This is a genomic window from Actinomycetospora sp. NBRC 106375, from assembly GCF_030269665.1.
GTDB lineage: Bacteria > Actinomycetota > Actinomycetes > Mycobacteriales > Pseudonocardiaceae > Actinomycetospora.
The window spans coordinates 399,323-424,599 of the sequence record NZ_BSTS01000002.1; the positions used below are offsets into that span (position 1 = coordinate 399,323).

A 25,277-nucleotide genomic window follows, 5' to 3' on the forward strand; every position below is an offset into this window, starting at 1 on the left:
CGACCTCGCCCGCGTGCGGTAGAACGGCGGGGTGGCAGGACAGGACCGACCCTGGGGCTTCCGGACGCGCGCCGTGCACGCCGGCGCGGTGCCCGACGCGTCGACCGGCGCGCGCGCCGTCCCGATCTACCAGACGACGAGCTTCGTCTTCGACGACACCGCGGACGCCGCGAACCTCTTCGCGCTCCAGAAGTACGGCAACATCTACAGCCGGATCGCCAACCCGACGCTGGCGGCGTTCGAGGAGCGGATGGCGAGCCTCGAGGGGGCGCTCGGGGCGGTGGCGACGAGCTCCGGGCAGGCCGCGGAGTTCCTTACCTTCGCCACCCTCGCGGGCGCCGGCGACCACATCGTCGCGTCCGCCGCCCTCTACGGCGGCACGGTCACGCAGCTCGACGTGACCCTGCGCCGCTTCGGGGTCGACACCACGTTCGTCGCCGGCGACGACCCCGACGCGTTCCGCGCCGCGATCACCGAGCGGACGCGGTTCGTGTTCGCCGAGATCGTCGCGAACCCCTCGGGCGATGTCACCGACGTGGCCTCGCTCGCGGAAGTCGCCCACGAGCGCGGCCTGCCGCTGATCATCGACGCGACGATGGCGACGCCGTACCTGTGCCGCCCGATGGAGCACGGCGCCGACATCGTGATCCACTCGGCCACGAAGTTCCTGGGCGGGCACGGCACCACGATCGGCGGGGTGATCCTCGAGTCCGGCCGGTTCGACTGGGGCAACGGCAACTTCCCGCAGATGACCGAGCCGATCCCGTCGTACGGCGGGCTGACGTGGTGGGGCAACTTCCAGGAGTACGGCTTCCTCACCAAGGTCCGCTCCGAGCAGCTGCGCGACATCGGCGCGACCCTGTCCGCCCACTCGGCGTTCCTGCTGCTCCAGGGCCTCGAGACGCTGCCGCAGCGCATGGACGACCACGTCGCCAACGCCCAGCGGGTCGCGGAGTGGCTGGACGCCGACGAGCGGGTCGCGTGGGTCAGCTACGCCGGGCTGCCGGGCCACCCCCACCACGCGCGGGCCCAGCACTACCTGCCGAAGGGACCGGGCGCGGTGTTCAGCTTCGGGGTCCGGGGCGCCTCCGACGGCTCCGATGACGACGAGGACGCCGCCCGCGCCGCCGGCCGGCGCTTCATCGAGTCGGTGCAGATGTGCAGCCACCTCGCGAACATCGGCGACGCCCGCACGCTCGTGCTGCACCCGGCGTCGACCACCCACCAGCAGCTGACCGCCGAGCAGCTGCGCGAGGGCGGCGTGCGGCCCGACCTCATCCGCATCAGCGTCGGCATCGAGGACCCCGAGGACATCCTCTGGGACCTCGACCAGGCGCTCACCGAAGCCACCAAGGAGAGCGCGTGACCTGGACCCCGCCGAGCGCGCAGGAGCGCCAGGCCATCCTGCGCAAGACGCACACTGTCGCGATGGTCGGCGCCTCGCCGAATCCGGCGCGGGCGTCGAACTTCGTCGCCACCTACCTGCTCTCGACCGATCTCGACCTCTACTTCGTCAACCCGAACGCCAGCGAGATCCTCGGTCACCCGGTCTACCCGTCGCTCGACGCGCTGCCAGTGACGCCCGACCTCGTCGACGTCTTCCGCCGCCAGGAGGACCTGCCCGAGGTGCTCGACGCCACGATCGCGTCGGGGGCCTCGACCTTCTGGACCCAGTTCGGGCTCTACGACGAGGCGCTCGCGGAGCGCGGCGAGGCAGCCGGGCTCGCCGTCGTGATGAACCGCTGCCTCAAGGTCGAGCACGCCCGCTTCCACGGCGGCCTGCATCTCGCGGGCTTCGACACCGGCGTGATCAGCTCACGCAAGCGCTGACCGCGCCCTCCGGGCTCAGCCCAGCGCCGCCGCGGCCGCCCGCAGCGCCGCGAGCTCCTCGCGGGCGAGCTCGGGGTACGTCGGCCCGGCGGGCAGGTCGCACCACCGCTCGAAGGCGCGGTAGAAGGCGTCGACACCGAGGCCGGCGGCCAGGCCCGCGCCCGGGTCGCCGACCCCGCGGGCGCGCAGCGCGTCCGCGATCGCCGCGCGCAACGACGCCCGCTTGAACGCGGCCCGCTCGGCGAGCTCGCCGTTCTCGGCGATGACGGCGTGCAGGCGCGGGCCGTACTCCCGCTGCTCGGCGGTGAACACCGCGGTGGCGGCGTCGAGGGCCGCGGCGACCGCCGCCAGCGGCGTCGCGTCGGCGGGCGCCCCGGCGATGCCGTCGGCGAGGAGCCGCCCGAGGACCTCCTGGCCGGCGAAGAGCACCTCGCGCTTGTCGGCGAAGTGCCGGAAGAAGGTGGTCCGCGTCAGCCCGGCCCGTTCCGCGATCTGCGCGACGGTCGTGGCGGCGTAGCCCTGCTCGCCGATGAGGTCGAGCGCGGCGCGCACCAGCCGCGGACCGGCGTCCGGTTCCCATCGGGCCACCGGACCAGACTAGTGATGCGACTCAGTACCGTCACGGTGCTACGGTGACGGTACTCAGTACCGTCACGTCCACGGAGGGCATCATGCGCGTTCTCGTCACCGGCGCCGCCGGCCACATCGGCTCGGCCGTCGTCCCCGAGCTGCTCCGGGCGGGCCACGACGTCGTCGGCCTCGCACGCTCCGAGACCTCGGCGGTCACCGTGAAGGAGCTCGGCGCCGAGGCGCGCCGCGGCGACGTCGCCGACCTCGACGGCCTGCGCGCGGCCGCGGCCGACGTGGACGCCGTCGTGCACCTCGCCTACGACCACGACGCCGTGCACCGCGGCGACCTCGCGGACGCCGCGGCGGCGGACATCGCCGTGGTCCGGGCGCTGGGTGAGGCGCTGGCGCCAAACGGCGGCACGCTGATGGGGGTCGGCATGACCCGCACCGGCGACGCGGACCTGGACCGCGTGATCGACGCGAACCCCCGTTCGGCCGTCACGGGCGAGCTCACGGCGCTCGCCGACCGCGGTGTGCGGACCCTGCTCGTCGCGATCCCGCCGCTCGTCCACAGCGACCGGGACCGCGGCGGGTGGCTCCCGACACTCATCGGGATCGCCCGGCGCGCCGGGGTGTCCGGCTACGTCGGCGACGGCGCCCAGCACTGGCCCGCGGCCCACACCCTGGACCTCGCGGCGCTCTACCGACTGGGCCTGGAGCAGGCCCCGTCCGGCACGACGCTGCGCGGCGCCACCGAGCCGGGTGTCACCGTCCGCGCGATCGCCGAGCGCATCGGGCGCCACCTCGACGTGCCCGCCGTCAGCGTCCCCGCCGAGCGGGCCACGGAGCACTTCGGCCCGTTCGGCGCCTTCATGGCCTTCGACTTCAGGATGGACAACGCGGAGACCCGCGCCCTGGTGGGCTGGGAGCCGGCGCATCCCGGTGTCCTCGCCGACCTCGACGCGGGCCACTACTTCCGCGGGTGATCACCGGCCGAGGTGCGCAGCGCGGCCGGGAGGGACCTGCGGTGATGATCGGCAGCGGCGGGTTCTGCGACCTCGCCGGACTGCCCCGGGCCACGTTCGACGCGGTGTTCTCCCGGCCCGACGTGATCGTGGCGGGCGTCTTCGCCCCGGCCGGATCGGTCGCGCCCGCGCCGGGCGGCTACCGGGTCCGCGGCCGCTGGGGCTTCGCCAGCGGCTGCGAGCACGCCGACGTGCTGTACGGCAACGGCGTCGAGGTCGGCGAGGACGGCGACGGCGCGGAGGGCGCGGAGGGCGCGGAGGGCGCCGGCGTGCACCGGCTCCGGATGGCGCTGTTCACCCGCGACGAGGTGCAGATCGAGGACACCTGGACCGCCGCCGGACTGTGCGGGACCGGCAGCCACCACATCCGCGCCGACGACGTCGTGGTCCCGGCGGAGCGCACGTTCGACGTCATGACCGCCGCCGACTGCCTCGACGCCCCGATCCTGCGCGTGCCGCGGCCCGCTCTGTTCGCGGTGCAGATCGCGGCGGTGGCGCTCGGCGTCGCGCGCGGCGCCCTGGACGACCTCCGCGCGCTGGCCGCCGGCAAGGTCCCGATGTTCGACGGCGAGGCGCTCGCCGCGAACCCCCTGTTCCGGTTCGACCTCGCGGGCGCCGAGAGCGGCCTGCACGCCGCCCGCGCCCTGCTGGACGACCTCGCGACGTCGGCCTGGCGGCGGGCGGTCCGGGACGACCCGGTGACGCTCGAGCAGCGGGCCCGGCTGCGGGCCGCGGCCGCGTGGGCGACGGCGCAGGCCGTGGACGTCGTGACCACCGCCCACCGGGCCGCCGGCAGCGGCGCGGTCCACGCCGACAGCACGCTCGCGCGGCGCCTGCGCGACATCGGGGTCCTGCGCCAGCACTTCCTGGTCAAGCGCGACGTGCTGACCACGGCGGGCGCGGTCCTGTCCGGCGGCGAGCCGGCGGTCCCGGTCTTCTAGGACGCCGACCGGTCACAGTGCCTGCACACGCTCCACCACGGCGTCGAGGCGCGTGAGGCACGGGCCCAGCGTCTCCAGCTCGCCGCGGCCCTCGCGCAGCACCTGCAGCGCGATGTGCGGCGGGAGCCCGGGGAACGGGGTGTGGCGCGTGCCGATCGCGGTCCCGACGCCGTCCGCGGCCGCGGCCAGGTTCGCCCGGACCTCGGGCGGACCCCCCGCCCGCACGGTCGGCGCGACGGTCCCGACGAGGTCGGTGACGCCGGCGGCCTCCGCGATCGCGGCGATCTCGCGGGCGATCTCCCCGGTGACGTCCCGGTCGGGCGGCGCGGCGTGACGGGCGGCGGGGGCCCGCCGGACCGTCTCCGTCTCGTCCGCGGAGGGCGCCGTCGGCACCTCGAACCCGGCGGGCGTCAGCGGCGGCGTCGGGTCGGCGGGCGGACCGGACGGGCGGCGCGGCCGCGCTGGGATCCGGACGTGCTGGGTGGCGCTGACCGAGCCGGGCACCGTGGACAACGCCCCGAGCACGACGACCGCCTTGGGGTCGTCACGCATCCCCGGCACGTGGCCGAGGACGTCGGCGAGCAGCGTGCTGATCCGCGGGGTCCGGCTGGTGCTGCCGGTGAGGTAGACGTCGACGAGCCCGTCGGGCGTGGTGCCGGCCCGCGCGACGGTGTCGCGCAGCTCGGTGACGCTGCGCGCCAGCAGCGGCTCGACGGCCTTCTCGTACTCGCGGCGCGTCACCCGGATCTCGTCGTCGTACCCGGGGACCCAGAGGTTCACCGCGGGCCGGCGCGAGAGCGTCTCCTTGGCCTGGGTGACGTCGCGGCGCAGCAGCGTGCGGTGGCGTTCCGCGGTGCGCCCCTCGGCCTCCCACAGCGTGTTCCACCGGTCGACGTCGAGCGCCTCGGCGTGCTCGGCGAGGATCTCCATGAACGCGGCGTCGAGGTCCTCGCCGCCCAGCGCCACGTCCCCGCCCGGCGACCCGGCGAGCTCGAACCCGTCACCGCGGCGGCGCAGCACCGCGGTGTCGAAGGTGCCGCCGCCGAAGTCGTAGACGCCGATCATGCCGCCGTCCGGGACCGTGTCGCCGCTGCGCACGTAGTGGTGCGCCGCGGCCACCGGCTCCGCGACGAGGTCGGGCTCGCCGAGCCCGGCGCGCTCGGCGGCCTCGGCGAGACGGCGCAGCTCGAGGCCTCCGGCCTGCCAGCGCGCGGGGTGGGTCAGCACTACCCGCGACGGCGGGCGCCCCGAGAACCGGCGGACCGCCTCGCCCGCCACGCGGGCGAGCACGGCCGCGACGAGGTCGACCGTGGCGATCGTGCGGTCGCCGAGCAGCACCTGCTCCGAGGCGACCAGGGCCCGCTTCGGCACCCGCTCGGTGCGGTCCGGAGCCATCGCCGCCTCGGTGAGCGCGTCCCGTCCCACGAGGATCGCGCCGTCGTCGTCGAGACACACCAGCGACGGGACGTACTTCGAGCCGTCGATCTCCAGCACCTCGACCCGGCCGCCCGCGAGCGTCGCCGTCGTGGTGAACGACGTGCCGAAGTCGATCGCGAGGTCCCAGCCGGGAGTGGTCACACCCAGCCGCCGTCGTGGTGCCCGTCGTCGTGCGCGTCGGTGCCGGGGTCGACCGCGTCGTGTCCCCCGGGGTCGTGGTCGTCGGAGAGTCCGAACGCGCGCGCCAGGTCCTCGGACCAGGCATCGTCGACGGCGGGGTCGTCGTCGCCCGCGGCGGCGTCCGGGTCGGCACCGTCGGTCGCGTCGTCGTCCGCGGGGTCGCCGGCGACCACCGCGAGCATGTGCTCCCACACCGAGTCCGGCAGCGCGGCGTCGTCGACCGCGAGCGACGAGCTGAGCAGCTCGTGCTGGTCGGGGCTCAGCACGGTGTCCGGGTCCGTGTCGGGGTAGCGGGACATGTCCAGCCAGGTGGCCGATCCGGCTCCCCCGGCCTCCTGCGGCGCGGTCACGACGACTCCCCTCCGGCGCGGGCCGGCAGCTTGTGGGCCAGCTGCTCGGCGTTCTCCCGCATCTGGTTGCGCTTCTTGAGCCGGGCCTCGACCTCGGCCTTGCGGCGGGCCAGCCCACTCTTCTCGCCGGCCAGGTTCTTCTCGTGCTCGGCGAGGCTCGCCGTCAGGCGGTCCTTCTCGGTGGTCAGGGCCGTGGTGATCCGCTGCGAGAGCACCTCGCGGGCGCCGGCCACGGCCTGGCTCACGACGGGCGGGATCTCGTTGCCCAGCCGCGCGGTGACGTCCTGCAGGTAGCGGCGCGCGTCCTCGCGGCTGCGCGCCCCGCGCTCCTTCGCCCAGCGCCGCCAGGTGAAGAACCCGACGACGCCGACGCCCGCGGCGACCGCGCCGACCACCGCGAACGGTCCGAGCACCGCGGGGATGACGAGGTAGGCCATGTGCCCCATGCCCATGCCCAGGCTCGCGGACATCACGCCCTGCTCGGCGAAGCTCGTGCTGCCCTGGCCGCGGGCGGCCTCGGGCAGCTGGGCGAGCCGCTCGGGGGTCTCCGGGACGACGCCGCCGAGGTCGGCCTCGACCCCCTGGAGGTCGGCGAGCAGGGCCGCCGCGAGCTCGGTCAGCTCGCGGCGCAGCATCGTGTCGAGGTCGATCCAGATCGCCTGCGCGCGGGGCGGCAGGTCGGTCGCGACCTCGTCGAAGACCTTGTGGTCGCCGGCGGCGATCCGGTCGCCGACCTCCTTGCGCACATCCTCGAGGCGCCGGGCGAGCTCGGTGCGCATGCGCTGCTCGAGACGCACGGCCCGGTCGGAGAGCGTCTGGCGCCAGGTCGCGTTCTGGCCCTGCAGCGCGCTCAGCGCGTCCTTCTCGCGCTTGACCGACGCGGCGAACTCCGGGCTCAGCGACAGCGAGAGGGCCCGCCGGACCTGCAGCGCCGACAGACGTTGAGCCAGCCCCTGCGTCTGGTGCAGCAGGTTCGCCAGCCGCAGGCCGTCGGCGCCCTCGGCGAGCCCGGCGAGCTGGTCGGCGAGCGGGTCGATCCCGCTCGCCGCGCGCTCCTCGGCCGCCTCCTCCGGCTCCCCGTCGGCCTCGGCGGCCAGGGCGTCGGCCACGGCCCGGCTCGACACCCCGAACCACGGCGCGTCGGCGTAGCGCGGGGCGTGCCGGGCGATGAGCTCGACGTCCCGGGCGCGCACGGCCTCCCACGCCGGGAACTGGTCGATCTTGGTGAGGGCGAAGACGACGGTCGCGACCCGCTCGGTGGCGCGCTCGAGGAACGCGAGCTCGGAGGCGGTGATCTCGCTCGACCCGTCGAGGACGAACACGAGGGCGTCGGCGCGCTCCAGCGTCGCGAGCGTCAGGGCGGCGTGCCCGGCTACGAGACCGCCGACGCCGGGGGTGTCGACGAGCTCCAGCCCGCCGGCCAGCAGCGGCGCGGGCACCCGCACCTGGACCTGGCTGACGTCCTCGTGCTCGGGCGCGCGGGCGCCGGGGTCGAGGGCGGCGTACTCCGCGACACCCTCGAGGGGGACGTCGCGTCCCTCGGTCCCACCGCCGAACACCACCGAGGCGCCGTCGGGGCCGTAGCTGACGACGATGTGGGTGCAGGTGGCGACGTCGGCGTCGACGGGCAGCAGGCCCGTGCGCCCGACGAGCGCGTTGATCAGCGAGCTCTTGCCGCGCTTCTTCTCCCCGACGACCACGACCGCCGCGCTGCCGCGGGCGACCCGGGCGACGTCGGCGTCGAGCGCCGCCGCGGCCTCGGTCTCGCCGTCCTCCTCGGCCGCGGCGCGCACCTCCGCGACGAGCCGCAGGACGTCGTCGGCCATCGGGTGGGGGCGGCGCCCCGTCCCGGCCGGTGTCGTGCGCGAGTCGGTGGTCATCGGCTCTCCAGGGCGTACACGACGACCTCGGGCCGGCGCAGGACGCGGCCGTGGTCGAGGTATCCGGTGCGTTCGGTGCTCGCGACCGTGCGGTCGCGGGCGGGGTCGGCGGTGGGCTCGCGGTCGACGGCGTCGTGCTCGGCGCGGTCGAACGGCCGCCCGTCCGGCTCGATCGGGAGCACCCCCACCTCGGCGAGCCCGCGGTGCAGCCGGGCCCGCAGGCCGGGCCCGGTGTCGCGCAGGCGGTCGGCGAGGTCGATGCAGAGATCGACGAGGACCGTCCGATCGGTCGCCGGGGTCGCGGAGGTGGCCGTCATGTCGTGGTCCTCGGGCTCAGAACCCGGCCGGGTCGTACGCGGTCGTGTCGGCGGTGCCGTCGTGGTCGGCGTCGACCGCGGCGGTGTCGTAGTCGCCGTCGCCGTCGGTGTCCATGATCATGGTGTCGTAGTAGCCGTCGCCGTCGGTGTCCACCACACCGGTCTCGAAGGTCCCGTCGTGGTCGGTGTCGGAGATCGACGTGTCGAGGCGGCCGTCGCCGTCGGTGTCGGTGGTGACGAGGTCGACCCGCCCGGACGCGTCGGTCTCGTAGGTGCCGATCATGGTGCCCGTGGCGTCGTAGACCCCGCCGTCGGCGCTGAAGTACACGTCGCCGGTGCCGGTGGTGCCGCTCATCGCGTCCCGTCCTCGTCGCGGGGCCCGTCGCCGTCGGCGGACCGTTCACGTCTCTGACGGTCCGGGCACGCCCGGATGTTCCGGCGTCCGCCGAGATTTCTCGGCCAAGGCGCGGGAACGGCGCGGGTGCGCGACGAAGGAGCGCTGTCGAGCCGTCTCCTCGTCGCCGGGACAGACCCTAGAGCGCCGCGCGGGCGGCGGCGGCCAGGGTGCCGACGGTGGCGGTGCGCTCGGCGGGGGTCTTGGCCAGGGCGCCGGCGATCACGGCGTCGAAGGCGGCCGGCACGCCGGGGCGGTGCTCCGAGGGCTTCGGCACCGGGCTCTCGAGGTGCCCGCGCATCCGTTCGGGCAGGCTGCGGCCGGGGTAGGGGCGCGCGCCGGTGAGGCAGGTGAAGAGCACGCAGCCCAGCGCGTAGACGTCCTCGCGGTGATCGGTCGGCCCGCCGCGGAAGCGCTCGGGCGCGGTGTGGTCCAGCGACAGGCCGTTGCGGGAGACGAGGCCGAAGTCGCCGACGCGGACCTCGGTGGCATGCGCGTCGGCGAAGAGCACGTTGGACGGCTTGACGTTGCGGTGGGCGAGACCCCGGGCGTGCGCGGCGGCCAGGGCGCCCGCGACCTGCTCGACGACGGCGACCGCCCGCGCCGGGTCGAGCACCTCGTCGCGGCCGAGGACCGTGCGCAGGTCCGGACCGGCGAGCAGCGGGGTCGCGACGAACAGGCGGCCCGCGAGCTCGCCGTGGTCGAGCACCGGCAGGACGTGGGGCTCGTGCAGCGTGCGGGCGACGGCGCAGGCGCGCTCGAAGCGGGTGCGGAACTCCCGGTCGGCTCCGTCGGGGGCGAGCATCTTGAGGGCGACGACGCGGTCGTGCGCCTGGTCGTGGGCGCGCACGACCTCGCCCGAGCGCCCGCGGTGGAGGACGTCGGACACCACGTAGGGCCCGAGGGCCGGCGGACCGGCCCGGGGTGGCACCCCCACCGCGGCCTCCTCCCCGCCCATCGGCTCCCGCTGCGCGCCGTGTCGCGCGACGATCACGGACTCGACGTCCGAGCCTGCCAGCTCGGCGAGGTCGGCGCCGCCGGATCGGCGGGCTCGCCGGGCTCGTCGGGTTCGTCGGGTGCGGAGAAGAGGATGTGCTCGCAGAGCTCGCGGGCGGTGCGCACGTGGCGCTGCAGCACGCGCGACGGCCGGGCCTCCAGGCGACGCCACTGCGGGATCTGAGCCGTCGCGGCGGCGGCGATCTCGTCGCGCCCCGCTCCGGCGGCGAGGCCGAGGCGGCGCGCGTCGTCGACGCCGGTGGCGAGGTCGCGCAGGCGGGCGACGTCGTCGTCGCCGAGGCGCATCCGCCCGGCTTCGAGGTCGACGAGCGCCGCCGCGAGGTCCACCTGGCGCAGCGCGGGCTCGAGGCGCAGCCGGTCGAGGTCGGACTGCAGCGTGAGCAGGACGCGGCGGTCGAGCTCGTCGGGGGCATCCCACCCGAGGTGCTCGAGGGCGGCGATGCCGGCGCTCGCCCGCAGCCGGTCGGCGCCCGCGACGAACACCGTGTCGATGCGCTCGAGCACCGTGTCGATCCCGGAGCGCGCGGCGAAGCCCTCCAGCAGCGCGGGCGTCGAGCGACGGCCCTCGTCGAGCAGCGCGAGACCCACCCGGATGCCGTGCAGGCCGAGCAGCTCGAGGAGCCGCTCGCGGTCCTCGGCCGGGACCGGTCCGTCCTCCCACCCGCGGAAGCGCTGCACGGTGCGCAGCTTGCGGGTGGTCGTCCCCCGGTCGGCCTCGGCGAGGGCCCGGAGCGCCCGGGCGTCGGGCTCGCCGAAGTCCGGGCCGCGCGCGGTCTCGGCGAGCAGCCCGGCGACGGGCACGACGTCGGAGAGCACCGCGCGCAGCTCGCGGGCGTAGCGGTCGGCGACGCGGCGGGCGTCGGGCCACGGGTCGTCCTCGCCGGAGAGCGTGTCGATGCGGGACAGGACGCCGATCATGTTCGCGGCGCCGAGCCGGAGGTCGCCGGTCCAGGACCGGACCGCGTCGATGGCCTCGATGTCGTGTTCGCCGGGGTGGGGCATGAGGTAGACGACGGCGTCGGCGTCGCCGAGGGCGGCGAGGGAGTCCGGATCGAGCTTCGACAGCGAGTCCATGCCGGGGGTGTCGATGAGCGTGTGGCGGCTCAGGGCGTCGTTGGGGGTCTCAACGGTGAGGTGGCCGATCTCGCCGGGGTCCGCGTCCGTCATCGACGCCCCGACCCCGCCGGTCGCCGCCAGGGGCACGACGCGCTCGGTGCCGTCGCGGCGGTGCACGCGCAGGCGGGCCTGGTGGCCGTGGCAGAACCAGGTGACCAGCCGCGTCGTCTCGGTGGCCCCGGTGGCCGCGAGGCGTTCCTGGAGCATCGCGTTGGCGAGCGTGGACTTCCCGGCGTTCATCCGTCCGCCGACCGCCACGCGAATCCGGGGCTCGGACAGCCGCGTCACCAGGCCGTCGAGCCGGTCGCGCAGCTCGGGGGTGCGCAACCGGTCGCGGGTCTGCGCGCACAGCGCGACGAGGCGGGACGTCACGGGCCCGACGGGCCCCTCCGGCGCCGGCACGCGGGACATGCGGTCAGGCGGTCGCGGTGGCGGGGCGGTCGCTCAGCAGCTCAACGAGGGCCTGCCGCCCGCGGGAGAGCTGGGACTTGACGGTGTCGATGGGGATGTCGCGCAGTTCGGCGATCTCGGCGTACGTCAGGTCGCAGAGCTCGCGCAGCACCACGACGGCACGGTACTGCGGAGGGAGCTGTGCGAGCGCGCGGTCGACGTCCATCCGGGCGACGACCCCGCGGTCGGCGCCGCGGCTCGGCGTCGGCTCGGGCATCGACTCGGCGTCGGTGGGCTCGGGCGCGCGCTTGCGGCGGCGGACCTCGTCGATCGCGGCGTTCGTCGCCACGCGGTAGAGCCACGTGCCCACTGCCGACCGGCCGTCGAACTCCCCGAGCCGCTTCCAGGCGATGATCATCGTCTCCTGGAGCGCCTCCTGGGCGTCCTGGTCGTTGGTGGTGATCCGCCGGCAGACCGCATACAGACGGGGCCGGTGCCGGGTCATGAGCTGGGCGAACGCCGGCTGGTCGCCGCCCGCGGCGAGCACGGCCAGCTCGGTGTCCAGCCGCTCGTCCGCCCCTACCGCCACGACCCCTCCGCCGTCTCGCGCTCCGTGGCGTCACCCGGGGTGACCGGAACGCCCTGACCCAGGGCCAGACGTTACGTTCTGTCGACCACGACAGCCACCGGACTCACTCTGATGGCCTAGTATTGGTTTCGTTGCGTGACCAGAACGGCCGGGAACAGCGCAGGTCGCGCCGACGCTGACAATGGAGTCGAGGCCGCCGGTCCGCACCCGCAGACTGTCGAGGCCACCACACCATCGCCATCCCACCCGCCATCCCGCCAGGAGGAGACCGCCCGGTGCCCGCTGCGACCGATCGCGCGACCGCCGTCGAGGCGGACCTGGGTGCCCGCGTCGGCGCCCTGGGGCCCGCGGACGCGCACCGGCTGCGGCGGCGCCTCGGCGGCGCGGAGCGGATCGACGACGCGGCGAAGCGCGCCGGCACCCTGGAGAAGATCGCGGGCGACGTCACCGCCGCCGAGGCGCGCCTCGAGCGACGTCGGGCGTCGGTCCCGTCCGTCACCTACCCCGCGGACCTGCCGATCACCGAGCGCGTCGGTGACATCCGCGCCGCGCTCGAGCAGCACCAGGTGGTCGTCGTCGCCGGGGAGACCGGCTCGGGCAAGACCACCCAGCTGCCCAAGATCGCCCTCGAGCTCGGGCGCGGCGTGCTCGGCACGATCGGGCACACCCAGCCCCGCCGGATCGCGGCCCGCACCGTGGCCGAGCGGGTCGCCGAGGAGCTGGGCACCACCGGCACTGACACCATCGGCTACCAGGTGCGCTTCACCAGCCGCGCGAGCGAGGACACGCTGGTCAAGCTCATGACCGACGGCATCCTGCTCGCCGAGATCCAGCAGGACCGGCTGCTGCGCCGCTACGACACGCTGATCATCGACGAGGCGCACGAGCGCAGCCTGAACATCGACTTCCTGCTCGGCTACCTCGCCCAGCTGCTGCCCCGCCGGCCCGACCTCAAGGTGATCATCACCTCGGCGACGATCGACCCCGAGCGCTTCAGCAGGCACTTCGGCGACGCCCCGATCGTCGAGGTCTCCGGCCGGACCTACCCCGTCGAGATCCGCTACCGGCCGCTCGTCGACGACGAGGGCGACGGGCGCGACCAGGTCGACGGCATCGTCGACGCCGTCGACGAGCTCCGCCGCGAGGGGCCGGAGGGCGACGTCCTCGTGTTCCTCTCCGGCGAGCGGGAGATCCGCGACGCCGCCGACGCCTTGCGCGAGCACGCCGGGCAGGCGCACGTCGAGGACCTCGACGTGCTCCCCCTCTACGCCCGGCTCTCCGCGGCCGAGCAGCACCGTGTCTTCGAGCCGTCGCGGGGCGGGCGGCGGCGGGTCGTGCTCGCCACCAACGTGGCCGAGACCTCGCTGACCGTCCCCGGCATCCGCTACGTCGTGGACCCGGGGCTCGCCCGCATCTCGCGCTACTCGCGGCGGACCAAGGTCCAGCGGCTGCCGATCGAGCCGATCTCGCAGGCCTCGGCCACCCAGCGCGCCGGGCGCTGCGGGCGCGTCGCGGACGGCATCTGCATCCGGCTCTACGCCGAGTCGGACGTCGACGCCCGTCCCGAGTTCACCGATCCGGAGATCCAGCGCACCAACCTCGCCTCGGTGATCCTGCAGATGGCGGGCGCCAAGCTCGGTCCGGTCGAGGACTTCCCGTTCGTCGACCCGCCCGACCGGCTCGCCGTGCGCGACGGGGTCCGCCTGCTCACGGAGCTGGGCGCGCTGGTCAACGGCGACGCGACGCGGCTCTCGGACATCGGGCGGCGGCTCGCGCGCCTGCCCGTCGACCCCCGCATCGCGCGCATGGTGCTCGCGGCCGACGAGCTGGGGTGCCTGCACGAGGTCACGGTGATCGCGGCGGGGCTGTCCGCGCAGGATCCCCGGGAGCGGCCGGCGGAGAAGACCGACGAGGCGGACGCCGCGCACGCCCGCTTCACCGACCCGCGCTCGGACTTCCTGTCGTGGGTGCATCTCTGGGAGCACGTGCGCTCGGGGCGCCGCGAGCTCTCCTCGAACCAGTTCCGCAAGCGCTGCCAGGCCGAGTTCCTCAACTTCCTGCGCATCCGCGAGTGGCAGGACCTCGCCGCCCAGCTGCGCCAGCTCGGCGACGAGCTCGGGCTCACCCGCAACGAGCCGTCGCCGGAGATCACCAAGGATCTCGCGCAGCGGGTCCACCAGGCGCTGCTCACCGGGCTGCTGTCCCAGATCGGCCTGGCCCAGGAGCCGCCGAAGGACCCTCGCACCGGGAAGCCGAGGAAGCGCGCCCTGATCGAGTACGAGGGCTCGCGGGGCGCCCGGTTCGCGATCTGGCCCGGCTCGACCGTCGCGAAGCGGCCGCCGACGATGGTGATGGCCGCCGAGCTGGTCGAGACCTCCCGGCTGTGGGCCCGCACGGTCGCGGGCGTCGACCCGGCGTGGGTCGAGGAGGCGGCGGGCGACCTCGTCACCCGCACCCACTCCGAGCCGCGCTGGTCGAAGCGACGCGGCACCGCCGTCGCCACCGAGCGGGTGTCCCTGTTCGGCGTGCCGCTCGCGATGGACCGCACCGTCGACTACGCGCGGATCGACCGCGAGGTCGCGCGTGACCTGTTCATCCGCCACGCCCTCGTCGCGGGCGAGTGGAACACCCGCCACGCGTTCGTCACCCGCAACCGCGAGCGCCTCGAGCAGGTCGAGGAGATGGAGCGACGGGCGCGCCGCGAGCTCGTCGTCGACGAGGAGACGATCGTCGCGTTCTACGACGCGCGCGTGCCCGCCGACGTCGCGTCGGTGCGCCACTTCGACCGGTGGTGGCAGAAGGCGTCGCGGCGCGACCCGCACCTCCTGGACCTCGACCTGGAGGCGCTGCTCGCCGGTGAGGCGCCGACCGCCGAGCAGTACCCGGACACGTGGACCTCGGGCGGGCTGACGCTCCCGCTGTCGTACGCCTTCTCCCCCGGCGCCGTGAGCGACGGCGTGACGGTGACCGTGCCGCTGGCGGTGCTCGGGCAGGTGCGGGCCGAGGACCTCGCGTGGCAGGTCCCGGGCCTGCGCGAGGAGATGCTCACCGCGCTCGTCCGCTCGCTGCCCAAGAACCTGCGCCGCTCGCTGGTGCCCGCGCCGGACTCCGCGCGCGCCCTGATGGCGCGCCTGGCCCACGACGGGAGGCCGAAGGCGGAGGAGCCGTTGCTGCCGGCGCTGTCGGACGCCGTGCGCCGGCTCTCGGGACTCGACGTCCCCGTCGACGCGTGGAACGTCGCCGGCCTGCCCTCGCACCTGCGGCTGACGTTCCGGGTGACCGACGACGACGGCGGCACCGTGGCGGAGGGCCCCGATCTGGGCGCCCTGCGGCGGCGGCACGCCGCGGCCACGCGGGCGGCCGTGGCGGCGGTCGCCGACGGCGCCGAGCGGCGCGGGCTGACGTCGTTCGCCGAGATCGGCGAGCTGCCCCGCACCCGCGAGCAGCGCCGCGCGGGCGGCATCGTGACGGCGCACCTCGCGCTGGTCGACACCGGGCGAGCGGTCGACGTCCGCGTGTTCGACTCGGCGCTCGAGGCCCGCGACGCGATGCGCGCCGGGACCCGGCGGCTGCTGCGTCTCGCGCTGTCCTCGCCCGCCCGCTCGCTGGTCCGCTCGCTCGACAACCGCGCGGTGCTGCGGCTGCGCGGCGCGATGACCACTTCGGACACGGAGCGCAGCGGAGCTGGACCATCGACGCGCTACCGCGACGTCGACGCGCTCGCCGAGGACTGCGTGGACGCCGCGATCGACGCGCTCGTCGCCACCGGCGGCGGGCCGGCGTGGGACCCGACCGCGTTCGAGACCCTGCGCGCCCACGTCGCCGCGCGCCTGCCCGCCGCGGCCGCCGAGGTGCTCTCGCGCGCCGAGTCCGTGCTCGGCGAGGCCGGGCGGGTGGAGCTCGCGCTCCAGGAGCTCGCCCAGCGCCCGGGCGGCGCGCTGGGCGCGGCGCTCGATGACGTCCGCGAGCAGCTGCGCACCCTGGTCGGCGACCGCTTCGTCGCGCGCACCCCGGTCGCGCGCCTGCCCGACGTCGCCCGCTACCTGCGCGCGGCGCAGAAGCGGCTGGAGAAGCTCCCGACCGCCCCGCGCCGCGACGCCGAGGCCACCGCGACGGTGCACGGGGTGGAGGGCGCCTACCGCGCCCAGCGCCACCGCGCCGCCGGCGAGCCGCGCACCTTCGACGCCGACGCCTACGACGCGGTCGGCTGGATGGTCCAGGAGCTCCGCGTGAGCCTGTTCGCCCAGGAGATCGGCACCTCGGGCCCCGTCTCCCCCCAGCGCATCACGAAGGCCCTCGCCAAGCTCACGTGAGCAGTTGGCGCCCCGGGAGGGGCGCCAACTGCTCACATGGGTCAGCCGGGGGGCAGGTCGCCCTGGCGGAGGGCCCAGGCGACGAGGACGGCGGGGACGACGACGAGCACGAGGGTCGCGACGGCGGCCAGGACGAACACGCCCGGCACGAGCAGCAGGGCCACGCCGATGATCGCGAGGCCGGCGACGACGAGCCAGGGCGAGAAGCGGGTCCGACGGCCGCGCAGCCGGCGGGCGAAGCCGGGGTCCGCGGCGGTCTCGTGGGCCGCGAGGCGGTCGAGCGCCACCCGCTCGCGGTCGGTCAGGGCGGAGGGTCGGGGCTCGGGCAGGCTTTCCATGGCAGACCTCGGATGCGTCGTCGACGTCGTTGTCGAACCCCGACGAGGATGCCCCGGATCCCCCCGCGGCGCATCCACCAGGTGGGAGGGAGGCAGGATGCCCGCCCGTGGTGAGCGATGCCGAGGAGGCACTGGTCCAGGAGCAGCTCGAGCAGCTGCACGACCACCACGCCGAGGCGCACGAGGACGACATCGTCTCGATCGCCCTGCCCGCCGCGGACGGCGAGGAGGACGTCTTCGGGCTCGCCGGCACGTCGGTCGACGGGACCCAGTGGACCGTCGGCGACTGCGAGTTCCGCTTCGCGCTGCAGTCGATCTCGAAGGTCGTGACGTACGCGCTCGCCCTCGAGGACAACGGGCGCGAGACGACCCAACGCCACGTCGGCGTCGAGCCCTCCGGCGACCCGTTCAACTCGATCACGTTCGACGACGAGCACCAGCGCCCCCACAACCCGATGATCAACGCGGGCGCCCTCGTGGCCGCCTACCTGGTGCACGGTGACACCGCCGAGGAGAAGGTCGCGCGCATCCTCGCGCGCCTGCGGGCGTTCACCGGCGTGCCCGACCTCGAGGTCGACACCGATCTCCTCGCCGACCAGCTCGCCGCCGCGGACCGCAACCTCGCGATCAGCTACCTCATGCGCTCGCTCGGCATGATCGCCGGCAGCATCGAGGACAACCTGCTCGTCTACCTGTCGATGTGCTCGGTGCGGGTCACGACGTGCGAGCTCTCGGCGCTCGGGGCGACCCTCGCGAACGGGGGCCGCAACCCCGTCACCGGCGAGCGCGCGCTCGACGCGACCCACGTCCGCGACGTCGTCAGCGTGATGATGACCTGCGGCATGTACGACGCGGTCGGCGAGTGGACCACCGACGTCGGCATCCCGGCCAAGAGCGGCGTCTCCGGCGGGATCGTGGCGGTCATGCCCGGGCGCCTCGGGATCGCGACGTTCTCGCCCGGTCTCGACGCCCACGGCAACTCGGTGCGCGGGCAGGCGGTGTTCCGGGAGCTCTCCGCCCGGTACGGGCTGCACATGTTCGCCACGCCCGACCAGACGCGCTTCGGCCGCCTCCGGCGCACCGGCGGCCCGCGACTCACCCGGGCCTGACGGGCTCCCCACGCCGGGCCGGTCGCGGCAGAATCCGACGACGTGGCGGCCCCCGGCGAACCCGAGCTGATCCGGACGCAGCTCGACGAGATCCACGAGCGGTTCCGGACGTACGGCACCGAGGAGGTCGTCAGCTACTACCCGCCCGAGGCGGAGGCCGACGGCGCCCTGTTCGGGGTCGCCGGCACCAACGTGCGCGGCATGCAGTGGCAGGCCGGCGACTGCTCGGTGCCGTTCCCCCTGCACTCGGTGTCGAAGGTCTTCACCTACGGGCTCGCGCTGGAGGACAACGGGGCCGCGGCGACCCTGCGCCGGGTCGGCGTCGAGCCCTCCGGCGACCCGTTCAACTCGATCACCTTCGACGAGGTGCACCACCGGCCGTACAACCCGATGATCAACGCGGGGGCGCTGGTCGCCGCGGACCTCGTGGCGGGCCGCGACGTCGACGAGAAGGTCGACCGCATCCTCGAGCGCTACCGCTCCTACGCCGGCAACCCCGACCTCGCCGTCGACCAGCGGATCCTGCGCCAGCAGCTGCGCAGCAACGACCGCAACCTCGGGCTCTGCTACATCATGCGCTCGCTCGGCATGATCACCGGCGACATCGAGGAGGTCGTCGAGACCTACCTGTCGGCGTGCTCGATCACGGTGACCGCGGCCGACCTCAGCGTCATGGGCGCCACCCTGGCGAACGGGGGGACGAACCCGCTGACGGGACACCGGGCCGTTCCGCGCGAGCACGTGCGCGACATCGTCAGCGTGATGATGACCTGCGGCATGTACGACGCCGCCGGCCAGTGGGCCACCGACGTCGGCATCCCGGCCAAGAGCGGCGTCTCCGGCGACATCGTCTGCGTGCTGCCCCGGTACTTCGGGTTCGGCGTGTACTCCCCCGGGCTGGACGTGCACGGCAACTCGGTGCGCGGGGTGGCGCTGTGCCGCGAGCTGTCCGCGACCTTCGGCCTGCACGTGTTCGCCGACCCCGAGGACGCGCGCTTCGGCCGGCCGTCCGTCCCGCTGTCCCCCCGCGACGCGACGACGGGCACGGGATGATGGAGCCGTGCAGCGCGACGTCCGGGCCTCCGACGCGGAGCGGGAGCTCACCGTGGAGCGGCTGGCGCGCGCGGTGGGCACCGGGCGGCTGACGGTCGAGGAGTTCGACGAGCGCTCGGCGAAGGCCTACGCCGCCCGCACGCGCAGCGAGCTCGCGGCGCTCACCGAGGATCTGCCGGGTCACCTCTGGTAGCCGGGTCCTCGTCGTCGCCGGCCTCGATCTCCGGGACCTCGGGGGGCGGCGGCGGTGCCGGAGCCGACGCCGGAGCGTTCTCGAAGAACCGCAGCAGCTCCACCGGCAGCGGCATGACCAGCGTCGAGTTCTTGTCCGACGCGACGTCGGTGACGGTCTGCAGCAGGCGCAGCTGCAGCGCCCCGGGCGCGGCGCTCATCCGCTCGGAGGCCTGCGTGAGCTTCTCCGACGCCTCCAGCTCGGCCTCCGCCGAGATCACGCGGGCCCGGCGGTCGCGCTCGGCCTCGGCCTGCCGGGACATCGAGCGGCGCATCCCCTCGGGCAGCGCGATGTCCTTGATCTCGACGCGGTCGATGGCAACGCCCCAGTCCTCGGTCGGCGCGTCGATGACCGCCTTGAGCTCCGAGTTGATGGCCTCTCGGTCGGAGAGCAGCGTGTCGAGGTCGGCGCGGCCGATGACCGAGCGCAGCGAGGTCTGGGCCACCTGCGACGTCGCCCGCAGGTAGTCGTCGACGTTGACCACCGCACGCACGGGGTCGTTGACGCGGAAGTAGACGACGGCGTCGACCCCGATCGTCACGTTGTCGCGCGTGATGGCGTTCTGCGACGGCACGTCGAGCACCGTCGTCTGGACCGGCACCTTCCGCATGCGGTCCGCGAACGGGACGATCACCCGCAGACCGGGCTGGCGGACGGCCGGCAGCAGCCGGCCGAACCGCAGCACGACCCCGCGCTGGTACTGCTGCACGGCCTGCACCGACGCGCTCACCGTGACCAGGGCGAGCACCACGACCACGATCAGCGCGACGAGCAACGCTTCCATCCCGGACTCCCTACTGCTTGGGCATGACGACCCACAGGGCCAGGTAGATGACGAACTGCGGCCCCGGCAGCAGGCACGAGAGCACGAACAGCACCCGCACCAGGTTCGCCGAGACACCGAAGCGCTGCGCGAGCCCCGCGCACACCCCGGCGATGACCGCATTGTTCCTCGGCCTGGTCAGCGTGGCCATGACGCCTCCGATCTCCTCGCCCCCGGGCCCGTCCCGGGTTCCCCGGGACCGACACTCCTCCAACGTGCGGGGCCCCGCCTGCGTGCCCGACCCGGACATTCGCCGGGGAAACCCCGATCGCGGGGGTCCGGGCCGGGCCCGGAGATCGCCCACACGGGGGTCGACGCCCGAGGTCGTCCCACATTGAGACAGGCATCACGACGCCATGGCCCTAGGTTGAGCCTCGTGGACGACGACGGAGTGCCCGCGGGAGGTGGCGCGCGGTCCCTGAAGACCGCGGCGACGGTCCTGCGCGCGCTGCGCCTGCTCGGTGACCACCCGGCGGGCCTGTGCGCGACGGAGCTCGCCGCGTGCCTGGGCAAGAGCGCCGCGACCGCCCGCTACATGATCAACACCTTGTGCGACGCCGGCTACGCCGAGCGCGACGGCTCCGGCCGCTGCCGCCTCACCGAGGCGCCGCCGTGGGGCTCGTGGGGCGCCGACCCCAAGACCCTGAGCCCCGTGCCCGGCGACCCCGATCCCGGCGCCGTGCTCGCCGAGGCCACCACCGAGCTCTACCGCCGCACGCGGCAGCGCTCCTATCTCGTCCGCCGCACAGGGACCCTGGTGGCCGCGGTGACCGACTCCCGCGGCCACCAGGGTCTCGCCAAGCTGCCCGGCCTCGGCACCCACGTGCCGCCGCACCAGGCCCACGCACTGGCCATGACGAAGGTGCTGCTCGCCGTGTCGCCCTCCTACCGCGAGGCGATCGAGGCCGAGCCCCTGCAGGCCCTGACCCCGGCGACGCTGACCGACCTGGACGACCTGCGCGCCGACCTCGCCGACATCGGGGAGGCCGGTGTCGCGCTCGACCGCGAGGAGTACGCCGAGGGTTTCTGCACCGTCGCCGCCCCGGTGGTGTCGCCGTCCGGGTCGTCGACGGTCGCCGTCGGCCTCTCGTGCTCCGCGCGCCGCCTCGCCCTCGACGAGGACGAGCTGGTCGACGCCGTCCGCGAGGTGGCGCGGCGGGCCAGCGCGCAGTGGGCCGGCGAGAACCGCGCCCGTCCCGTGCCGGCCGTCCCGACGGTGCGCGACGCCGTCGAGACGTCGGGCCGTCCCGTGTCGACGCCCGACGGCGAGTCCCTGGTCGGCGGGCTCAGCGGCCCACGTCGGTGATGCCGAAGGCGCGCAGGCGCCGGTAGAGCGTCGCCCGCCCGATCCCGAGGGCGGCCGCGGCCTGCGAGCGGTTGCCGCCCGCTTCCACGAGCGCGGACACGATCAGGTCGCGCTCGGCGGTCTCGAGCGGCGTCAGCCGCCGGCGCGTGCCCGTCACCGCGAACTCGGCCGGCAGGTCGGCGGGTTCGACGTCCCCGGCGGGGCGGGCGGCGAGCGCCCGGCGCAGGACGTCCGCGAGCTGCGTGACGTTGCCCGGCCACCGGGCGCCGGCGAGCAGCGCCGCGGTCTCCGTGGTGCAGGAGGCGCGCCGCGACGGCGCGAGACGCGTGAGCAGCGCGGCGGCGATGAACGGGACGTCGTCCGGGCGCCGGCGCAGCGGCTCGATGAGCACCGAGGTCGCGAACCCCGCGAGGACGTCGCCGACCGCGCCCTGCTCGGGCGCCCGGTCCGCGGTCACGAGCCCGACGACCCACCACGTGGGCGGGACCTCGCCGAGCAGCGCGGTGAGCGCGCCGGCCCCGGCCGCGTCGAGGGCCTCGGTGTGCCGCACGGCGACGGTGACCGGCCCGGCGTGGGGCTCGGAGGCCTCGGCCGCGTACCCGCCGAGGGTGACGGCGGCCTCCGGGTCGGAGCCGTCGACGGTGACCCACCGGGCGTGGGGGCGCAGCTCGCCGTGCACGGCCCGGACCGCGGCGGCCTTGCCGACGCCCGGCTCCCCGAGCACGACGGTGCTACGCGCGGAGCCCGCGGCGAGGCGCAGGGAGGCGGCCGCGGACCGCCAGGGCCGGGAGTTGCCCGCGAGCCCGGGCAGCGGCCGGTCCGCCGCGGGCGGGGGCGCCGGCATCTCGGCGCCGCGCGACTCGGTGCCGCGCACGGAGGCGGAGGTGGCCGCGGGCAGCATGACCGGCGGCGGGTCGTCGGCGTGCGCCAGGCGCAGGTTGCTCCGGCTGGGGACGACCTCGACGACCACGCCGGCCGGGCGCTCCGAGGGCACCGGCGTGATGAGCAGCCGGGCCGGGCCGTCGGCGAGCAGCACGCGGTCCTGGTGGGCCCGCGCGCCGTAGCCCAGCTCGAGGGCCCGCATCGTGATGCGGTCCTGGTCGGCGGCCGAGAGCAGGCGGGCCGGCCGGTTGGCCATCACGAGGTCGTCGGTGAGCGCGAGCACCGGCCCGCGCGCCCGCGCGCAGGTGGCGCGGAACGCCGCCATCACGCGCCGGATGCCGGCGCCGCCGCGCTCGCGCAGCACGTCCTCGATGTCCGTCGCGGCCTGCTGGGCGAGGAACCGCATGAGGTCGTTGGCCTCGGCGCGCAGGCAGGTGACGTCGAGGATCCCGGCCAGGCCGCCGTCCGGGCCGCGCACGGGCGCGCCGGCGCACGCGAAGGCCTGCAGGCGCTCGCTGAAGTGCTCGGCGCCCACGACCAGGGCCGGCATCGCGCCCTCGAGCGACGTGCCGACGCCGTTGGTGCCGGCGAACTCCTCGGCGTACGAGAAGCCCGGGGCCAGCGAGATCGCGTCGAGGCGGCGCTGCAGCTCGCCCTCACCGACCCGCCGCTCGAGCACCCGCCCGTCGGCGTCGGTGAGGACGACGGCCACCGACATGCCCGAGAGCCGCTCGGCGAGGTCGTCGAGCACCGGCCGGGCGCAGTTCGCGAGGCTGCCGTCGAAGTCGAGGTCCGGCTCGTAGGGCAGCGCGAGGTGGGTGGCGTCGACGCCAGCGCGCCGCGAGCGCTCCCAGGAGTCGACGATCTCGGGCCGGACGACACCGCGGGCGCTCACCGAGCCCTCGTCGACGAAGTGTTCGCGCGCGCGACCGAGGGCGCTCTGGGCGCGTCGGTCCATGGGCCACCTCGCCATCTCCCATCACGCCGAAGTGATGGTTAACACGGCATCGTACGGCCCGAACGGGCTCCGCAGGGACCTGCGACTGTCTCGGATCGAGACGACCGGCGAAGCGACGTCGCAGGTCAGGGCCGGTCGGGCACCCGGCCGGCCGGGGCTCAGCCGGGACTCACCCGGGACTCCTGCCCGGATCTCGGCCCTCACCACCGTCCGGCGGCCGGGCGAAGTCCTGCGCCGTGGCCTCCTCGAGGAACTCCCGCATCTGCTCCACCTGCTCCGCGGCCTCGCGGGCGGGCTCCGGGCGGTCGCCCCCGAGCTCGGAGAACGACTGGCCCACCGCGTCGAGGACCGCGTCGGCCACCTCGATGCGCAGCGCCTCCCGCACGGCCACGGCGAGCACGTCGCTCGGGCGCCCCGGCAGGCGGGTACCGTCGTCGAGCACCAGCTCGGCCTTGAAGCGGTCGTCGACGAGGTCGACGATCTCGCCGCGGTCCAGCCGGCGCCCGAGGAGACCGGCCAGGTCCGCGAGCAGGTCCTGGGTCATCCGGTCGTCGTCGCTCGGCTCCGCCGCGCGGGGCCCGCGGTCGATCACCTCGGCCTGGGGCGCGCGCACCGACACGACCAGGCACCGGTCGGCGTCCTCCTCGACCAGCAGCGCGAGCGGCTCGCGGGTCATCCGGTGCACCACGAGCCGCGCGAAGCGCATCGCGACCACGTCTCAGCTCCGCGACTCGTCGGACTCGAAGGCGGCCCGCAGCTTGGCGAGGTCGTCCTTCACGCGCACCGCGTCCTGCCCCTCGCCCCACGAGGGGTCGCCGGGCTCGATGCCCAGCGAGCGCAGCAGTTCGGACGCCGCCTGCGAGGGGTCGCCGGACTCGCCCAGCACGGGGTGCAGGCCCTTCTCCGCGAGGTGGGAGAAGACGAGGTTGACCACGGTCCAGGGGTTGTACTTCTCGATCACTCGCCCATCACTCCCCGTCGCCCGGCACGTCGGTGAGCTCCACCTCGTCCAGCGTCTCGAGCTCCGCCGGGCTGAGGCTGCGCACGCCCTCCAGGACGGTCCCCTGGTGCTCGGCGATCCGCCGGTCGACGAGCTGGGAGAGCTGGTAGGCGATCGCCCCGGTCTGGTGCACCGAGATCGTGTCGGGCAGGTCCTGGCGGGTGGAGGTGATGGCCACGCCCTGCGGGGTGCCGTCGACGACCGCGACCCCGACCTCGAACGACTCGCGCGGGTTGACCGCGGGGTCGGCGTAGTGCTTCTTGAGCTGGCGCAGCATCTTGTGCCAGCCGAGCACCTCGCCCTCGAGCTCGAGGCCCTGGACGTCGTCCTCCGTGAGCCCCATGCCCCGTCCGCCCGGCGCGAAGCAGCGGGCGTACGACAGGAGCGCGGTGGTCCACAACGACTCGACGACGACCGGGTCCGGCTCCGGGACGTTGAGCTGCGGGACGAGCCGCTCGCAGCACAGGAGCACGGTCTGGAGGTCGTCGAAGATCGCGGCGAGGTCGGCGAGCGCCGACGCGGCCGGCGATCCGACCCTCCGGACGGTGCGCGGGGTCTCGCTGGGCGCGGTCATGCGCACAGCTCCTCTCTGCCGGTCCGCGGCGCGGGGATGCCGCGCCGGGTGCCGGTGTCGGGGACGGGCTCGGCGGCGTCCTCGTCGGGCACCTCGTCGAGGACGAGGTCGAGGACGCTGTCGAGCAGGGCGACGAGCGCGATGTCGCGCTCGGGGGACTGCGGGGGACCGGACACGGTCAGCAGGGCGTGCAGCGCCGCGACGAGCTCGTCGAGCGCGGCGAGGCCGCACCCGACCACGGCCCAGCGCGGGAGCCCGCGGGCCAGCCGACGGGGGACGAGCACGCCCCACACCCGCCGGGACCGACGGGCGCGGGCGAGGCGCCGGGTCGCGACCGGGTCGCCCGGACGCAGCGCCAGCACCGCTTCGGCACCGAGCGCCACGAGGCGCCAGGTCAGCGCCGGGTCGTCGCTGTCGGCGCGGGCCAGCGCCTCGGCCCGGCGTGCCAGCGTCGCCCGCCCCGCCGGCGAGCAGCGGTCGTTGACCTGGGTGGCCAGCGCCGCGACGGCGGGGTGGGTGCACCGGGGCCACGCCCGGAACGGCTCGCCCGCGAGCACCGAGACGTGCTCCATGAGGCACCTGCCGGTGCCGGGGCCGTCGTGGTTGCCGGCGTCGAGCCGCACGGGACCCCCCACCGGGTCACACGGCATGGC

26 protein-coding genes are annotated in these 25,277 nt (G+C 75.2%); 9 read left to right on the plus strand and 17 right to left on the minus strand.

Annotated elements, in window-relative coordinates; genetic code table 11:
- Window positions 1–31 precede the first annotated feature (31 nt).
- Together QSK03_RS05460 and QSK03_RS05465 are read left to right on the plus strand one after the other, a co-directional pair.
- Entirely contained in the window at window positions 32–1,366 is a 1,335-nt protein-coding gene (locus QSK03_RS05460; RefSeq protein ID WP_285649076.1) for an O-acetylhomoserine aminocarboxypropyltransferase/cysteine synthase family protein, read from the plus strand.
- Window positions 1,363–1,830 carry a CoA-binding protein gene (locus QSK03_RS05465; protein WP_285649079.1) on the plus strand — a complete coding sequence of 156 codons (468 nt, stop codon included), beginning with the start codon at window positions 1,363–1,365 and terminating at the stop codon, window positions 1,828–1,830. Before QSK03_RS05460 ends, QSK03_RS05465 begins: the two co-directional genes overlap by 4 nt.
- Window positions 1,831–1,845: 15 nt before the next feature.
- Here QSK03_RS05465 and QSK03_RS05470 read toward each other — a convergent pair whose 3' ends face one another.
- Window positions 1,846–2,418 carry a TetR/AcrR family transcriptional regulator gene (locus QSK03_RS05470; protein WP_285649081.1) on the minus strand — a complete coding sequence of 191 codons (573 nt, stop codon included), beginning with the start codon at window positions 2,416–2,418 and terminating at the stop codon, window positions 1,846–1,848.
- A gap of 83 nt (window positions 2,419–2,501) precedes the next feature.
- Here QSK03_RS05470 and QSK03_RS05475 point away from each other — a divergent pair, with 83 nt between their 5' ends.
- Together QSK03_RS05475 and QSK03_RS05480 are read left to right on the plus strand one after the other, a co-directional pair.
- Window positions 2,502–3,386: an NAD-dependent epimerase/dehydratase family protein gene (locus QSK03_RS05475; RefSeq protein WP_285649083.1), complete on the plus strand. Its 885-nt coding sequence runs from the start codon at window positions 2,502–2,504 to the stop codon at window positions 3,384–3,386.
- 44 nt (window positions 3,387–3,430) lie between these two features.
- On the plus strand, window positions 3,431–4,366 hold the full coding sequence (locus QSK03_RS05480; RefSeq protein WP_285649276.1) for an acyl-CoA dehydrogenase family protein: 936 nt from the start codon (window positions 3,431–3,433) through the stop codon (window positions 4,364–4,366).
- Window positions 4,367–4,378: 12 nt separating this feature from the next.
- Here the strand turns inward: QSK03_RS05480 and QSK03_RS05485 are convergent, their stop codons facing one another.
- The 8 genes from QSK03_RS05485 to QSK03_RS05520 all read right to left on the minus strand — a co-directional run bounded on the left by QSK03_RS05485 (window position 4,379) and on the right by QSK03_RS05520 (window position 12,036).
- Window positions 4,379–5,944 (minus strand): Hsp70 family protein, encoded by a 1,566-nt coding sequence (locus tag QSK03_RS05485; RefSeq protein WP_285649085.1) that lies wholly within the window; start codon window positions 5,942–5,944, stop codon window positions 4,379–4,381.
- Entirely contained in the window at window positions 5,941–6,333 is a 393-nt protein-coding gene (locus QSK03_RS05490) for a hypothetical protein (protein WP_285649087.1), read from the minus strand. The genes QSK03_RS05485 and QSK03_RS05490 overlap by 4 nt, the downstream gene beginning before the upstream one ends.
- Complete coding sequence (locus QSK03_RS05495) at window positions 6,330–8,213, minus strand: dynamin family protein (RefSeq protein WP_285649090.1); 1,884 nt, start codon at window positions 8,211–8,213, stop codon at window positions 6,330–6,332. Before QSK03_RS05495 ends, QSK03_RS05490 begins: the two co-directional genes overlap by 4 nt.
- Window positions 8,210–8,530 carry a nucleotide exchange factor GrpE gene (grpE, locus tag QSK03_RS05500; RefSeq protein WP_285649092.1) on the minus strand — a complete coding sequence of 107 codons (321 nt, stop codon included), beginning with the start codon at window positions 8,528–8,530 and terminating at the stop codon, window positions 8,210–8,212. The genes QSK03_RS05495 and grpE overlap by 4 nt, the downstream gene beginning before the upstream one ends.
- Before the next feature lie 16 nt (window positions 8,531–8,546).
- Window positions 8,547–8,885 (minus strand): hypothetical protein, encoded by a 339-nt coding sequence (locus tag QSK03_RS05505; protein ID WP_285649094.1) that lies wholly within the window; start codon window positions 8,883–8,885, stop codon window positions 8,547–8,549.
- Window positions 8,886–9,063: 178 nt separating this feature from the next.
- Window positions 9,064–9,918 carry a serine/threonine-protein kinase gene (locus QSK03_RS05510; RefSeq protein ID WP_285649097.1) on the minus strand — a complete coding sequence of 285 codons (855 nt, stop codon included), beginning with the start codon at window positions 9,916–9,918 and terminating at the stop codon, window positions 9,064–9,066.
- Window positions 9,915–11,468, minus strand: a complete 1,554-nt coding sequence (locus QSK03_RS05515; RefSeq protein ID WP_285649100.1) for a dynamin family protein — start codon at window positions 11,466–11,468, stop codon at window positions 9,915–9,917. Before QSK03_RS05515 ends, QSK03_RS05510 begins: the two co-directional genes overlap by 4 nt.
- Window positions 11,469–11,472: 4 nt before the next feature.
- Window positions 11,473–12,036, minus strand: coding sequence for an RNA polymerase sigma factor (locus QSK03_RS05520; RefSeq protein ID WP_285649102.1), 564 nt, complete (start codon window positions 12,034–12,036; stop codon window positions 11,473–11,475).
- 275 nt (window positions 12,037–12,311) lie between these two features.
- Here QSK03_RS05520 and hrpA point away from each other — a divergent pair, with 275 nt between their 5' ends.
- Window positions 12,312–16,349 (plus strand): ATP-dependent RNA helicase HrpA, encoded by a 4,038-nt coding sequence (gene hrpA / locus QSK03_RS05525; protein WP_285649105.1) that lies wholly within the window; start codon window positions 12,312–12,314, stop codon window positions 16,347–16,349.
- Between the two features lie 41 nt (window positions 16,350–16,390).
- Here the strand turns inward: hrpA and QSK03_RS05530 are convergent, their stop codons facing one another.
- On the minus strand, window positions 16,391–16,687 hold the full coding sequence (locus tag QSK03_RS05530) for a DUF3040 domain-containing protein (RefSeq protein ID WP_285649108.1): 297 nt from the start codon (window positions 16,685–16,687) through the stop codon (window positions 16,391–16,393).
- A gap of 107 nt (window positions 16,688–16,794) precedes the next feature.
- Between QSK03_RS05530 and glsA (QSK03_RS05535) the strand changes: the two genes are divergently transcribed.
- The 3 genes from glsA (QSK03_RS05535) to QSK03_RS05545 are packed head-to-tail and all read left to right on the plus strand — an operon-like array spanning window position 16,795 to window position 19,042.
- Window positions 16,795–17,796 carry a glutaminase A gene (gene glsA, locus QSK03_RS05535; RefSeq protein WP_285649110.1) on the plus strand — a complete coding sequence of 334 codons (1,002 nt, stop codon included), beginning with the start codon at window positions 16,795–16,797 and terminating at the stop codon, window positions 17,794–17,796.
- Window positions 17,797–17,838: 42 nt separating this feature from the next.
- Window positions 17,839–18,849 (plus strand): glutaminase A, encoded by a 1,011-nt coding sequence (glsA, locus tag QSK03_RS05540; protein ID WP_285649112.1) that lies wholly within the window; start codon window positions 17,839–17,841, stop codon window positions 18,847–18,849.
- Between the two features lie 7 nt (window positions 18,850–18,856).
- A complete protein-coding gene (locus QSK03_RS05545) occupies window positions 18,857–19,042 on the plus strand; it encodes a DUF1707 SHOCT-like domain-containing protein (RefSeq protein WP_285649116.1) in 186 nt (61 codons plus the stop codon).
- Here QSK03_RS05545 and QSK03_RS05550 read toward each other — a convergent pair.
- Together QSK03_RS05550 and QSK03_RS05555 are read right to left on the minus strand one after the other, a co-directional pair.
- A complete protein-coding gene (locus QSK03_RS05550; RefSeq protein ID WP_285649119.1) occupies window positions 19,011–19,865 on the minus strand; it encodes a slipin family protein in 855 nt (284 codons plus the stop codon). The genes QSK03_RS05545 and QSK03_RS05550 overlap by 32 nt on opposite strands.
- Before the next feature lie 10 nt (window positions 19,866–19,875).
- Window positions 19,876–20,055, minus strand: a complete 180-nt coding sequence (locus QSK03_RS05555) for a PspC domain-containing protein (RefSeq protein WP_285649123.1) — start codon at window positions 20,053–20,055, stop codon at window positions 19,876–19,878.
- 225 nt (window positions 20,056–20,280) lie between these two features.
- Between QSK03_RS05555 and QSK03_RS05560 the strand changes: the two genes are divergently transcribed.
- The gene (locus QSK03_RS05560; RefSeq protein WP_285649125.1) at window positions 20,281–21,210 is read left to right on the plus strand and encodes an IclR family transcriptional regulator; all 930 of its coding nucleotides are present in this window, start codon (window positions 20,281–20,283) and stop codon (window positions 21,208–21,210) included.
- On the opposite strand, the gene QSK03_RS05565 is transcribed toward QSK03_RS05560, so the two are convergent.
- The 5 genes from QSK03_RS05565 to QSK03_RS05585 all read right to left on the minus strand — a co-directional run bounded on the left by QSK03_RS05565 (window position 21,191) and on the right by QSK03_RS05585 (window position 25,259).
- A complete protein-coding gene (locus QSK03_RS05565; RefSeq protein WP_285649128.1) occupies window positions 21,191–23,050 on the minus strand; it encodes a sigma-54-dependent Fis family transcriptional regulator in 1,860 nt (619 codons plus the stop codon). The two genes, QSK03_RS05560 and QSK03_RS05565, sit on opposite strands and share 20 nt — an antisense overlap.
- Before the next feature lie 169 nt (window positions 23,051–23,219).
- Complete coding sequence (locus tag QSK03_RS05570) at window positions 23,220–23,756, minus strand: bifunctional nuclease domain-containing protein (RefSeq protein ID WP_285649278.1); 537 nt, start codon at window positions 23,754–23,756, stop codon at window positions 23,220–23,222.
- A 12-nt stretch (window positions 23,757–23,768) separates the two neighbouring features.
- Window positions 23,769–24,011: a hypothetical protein gene (locus QSK03_RS05575; RefSeq protein ID WP_285649130.1), complete on the minus strand. Its 243-nt coding sequence runs from the start codon at window positions 24,009–24,011 to the stop codon at window positions 23,769–23,771.
- A 7-nt stretch (window positions 24,012–24,018) separates the two neighbouring features.
- Window positions 24,019–24,624 (minus strand): hypothetical protein, encoded by a 606-nt coding sequence (locus QSK03_RS05580; RefSeq protein ID WP_285649131.1) that lies wholly within the window; start codon window positions 24,622–24,624, stop codon window positions 24,019–24,021.
- Complete coding sequence (locus QSK03_RS05585) at window positions 24,621–25,259, minus strand: hypothetical protein (protein WP_285649132.1); 639 nt, start codon at window positions 25,257–25,259, stop codon at window positions 24,621–24,623. Before QSK03_RS05585 ends, QSK03_RS05580 begins: the two co-directional genes overlap by 4 nt.
- Window positions 25,260–25,277 lie beyond the last annotated feature (18 nt).

Coding starts and splice junctions, on each gene's coding strand:
- QSK03_RS05530 (WP_285649108.1), bottom strand. CDS start 16,687: ATGGAAAGCCTGCCCGAGCCCCGACCCTCCGCCCTGACCGACCGCGAG.
- QSK03_RS05495 (WP_285649090.1), bottom strand. CDS start 8,213: ATGACCACCGACTCGCGCACGACACCGGCCGGGACGGGGCGCCGCCCC.
- QSK03_RS05505 (WP_285649094.1), bottom strand. CDS start 8,885: ATGAGCGGCACCACCGGCACCGGCGACGTGTACTTCAGCGCCGACGGC.
- QSK03_RS05480 (WP_285649276.1), top strand. CDS start 3,431: ATGATCGGCAGCGGCGGGTTCTGCGACCTCGCCGGACTGCCCCGGGCC.
- grpE (WP_285649092.1), bottom strand. CDS start 8,530: ATGACGGCCACCTCCGCGACCCCGGCGACCGATCGGACGGTCCTCGTC.
- QSK03_RS05555 (WP_285649123.1), bottom strand. CDS start 20,055: ATGGCCACGCTGACCAGGCCGAGGAACAATGCGGTCATCGCCGGGGTG.
- QSK03_RS05475 (WP_285649083.1), top strand. CDS start 2,502: ATGCGCGTTCTCGTCACCGGCGCCGCCGGCCACATCGGCTCGGCCGTC.
- QSK03_RS05565 (WP_285649128.1), bottom strand. CDS start 23,050: ATGGACCGACGCGCCCAGAGCGCCCTCGGTCGCGCGCGCGAACACTTC.
- QSK03_RS05580 (WP_285649131.1), bottom strand. CDS start 24,624: ATGACCGCGCCCAGCGAGACCCCGCGCACCGTCCGGAGGGTCGGATCG.
- QSK03_RS05550 (WP_285649119.1), bottom strand. CDS start 19,865: ATGGAAGCGTTGCTCGTCGCGCTGATCGTGGTCGTGGTGCTCGCCCTG.
- QSK03_RS05515 (WP_285649100.1), bottom strand. CDS start 11,468: ATGTCCCGCGTGCCGGCGCCGGAGGGGCCCGTCGGGCCCGTGACGTCC.
- QSK03_RS05570 (WP_285649278.1), bottom strand. CDS start 23,756: ATGCGCTTCGCGCGGCTCGTGGTGCACCGGATGACCCGCGAGCCGCTC.